Origin of the sequence: Xenorhabdus bovienii (assembly GCF_024721015.1) — a bacterium.
In the GTDB taxonomy this organism is placed as follows: domain Bacteria; phylum Pseudomonadota; class Gammaproteobacteria; order Enterobacterales; family Enterobacteriaceae; genus Xenorhabdus; species Xenorhabdus bovienii.
Window position 1 is genome coordinate 1 of the sequence record NZ_JANAIF010000416.1, and the last position, 272, is coordinate 272.

Here is a 272-nt window from a genome sequence, read left to right on the forward strand (position 1 = left end):
GATGCTTTGAGGCGGCGACGTATGGAACGCTCATCACGCAGATCATCCGCACGAAGCTGGAAGAAGTCGTTATCAGGCACTCCCATGTTGCATTTAACGGACAGTTCCAAGATACCCGTTTCTTTGTTGGTGAGATCCCAACCCTGCTGGGTAGGCGCTTCCTGTTCCAGCGGCATCCACACGGTATTCTGTGAACGCTGCATATCACCCGCAGGCGGTGCATATTTTTCTACACGCTGCGCCATGGGTGTGAGGTTTTCCACGGTCTCCAT

The 272-nt window shown here is 53.7% G+C and carries 1 protein-coding gene; it reads right to left on the reverse strand.

The features are described 5' to 3' along the window. Positions 1-272, reverse strand: a 272-nt coding sequence (locus NXS07_RS21225) for a P22 phage major capsid protein family protein (RefSeq protein WP_308686652.1), incomplete at its 3' end; no start/stop codon positions are given.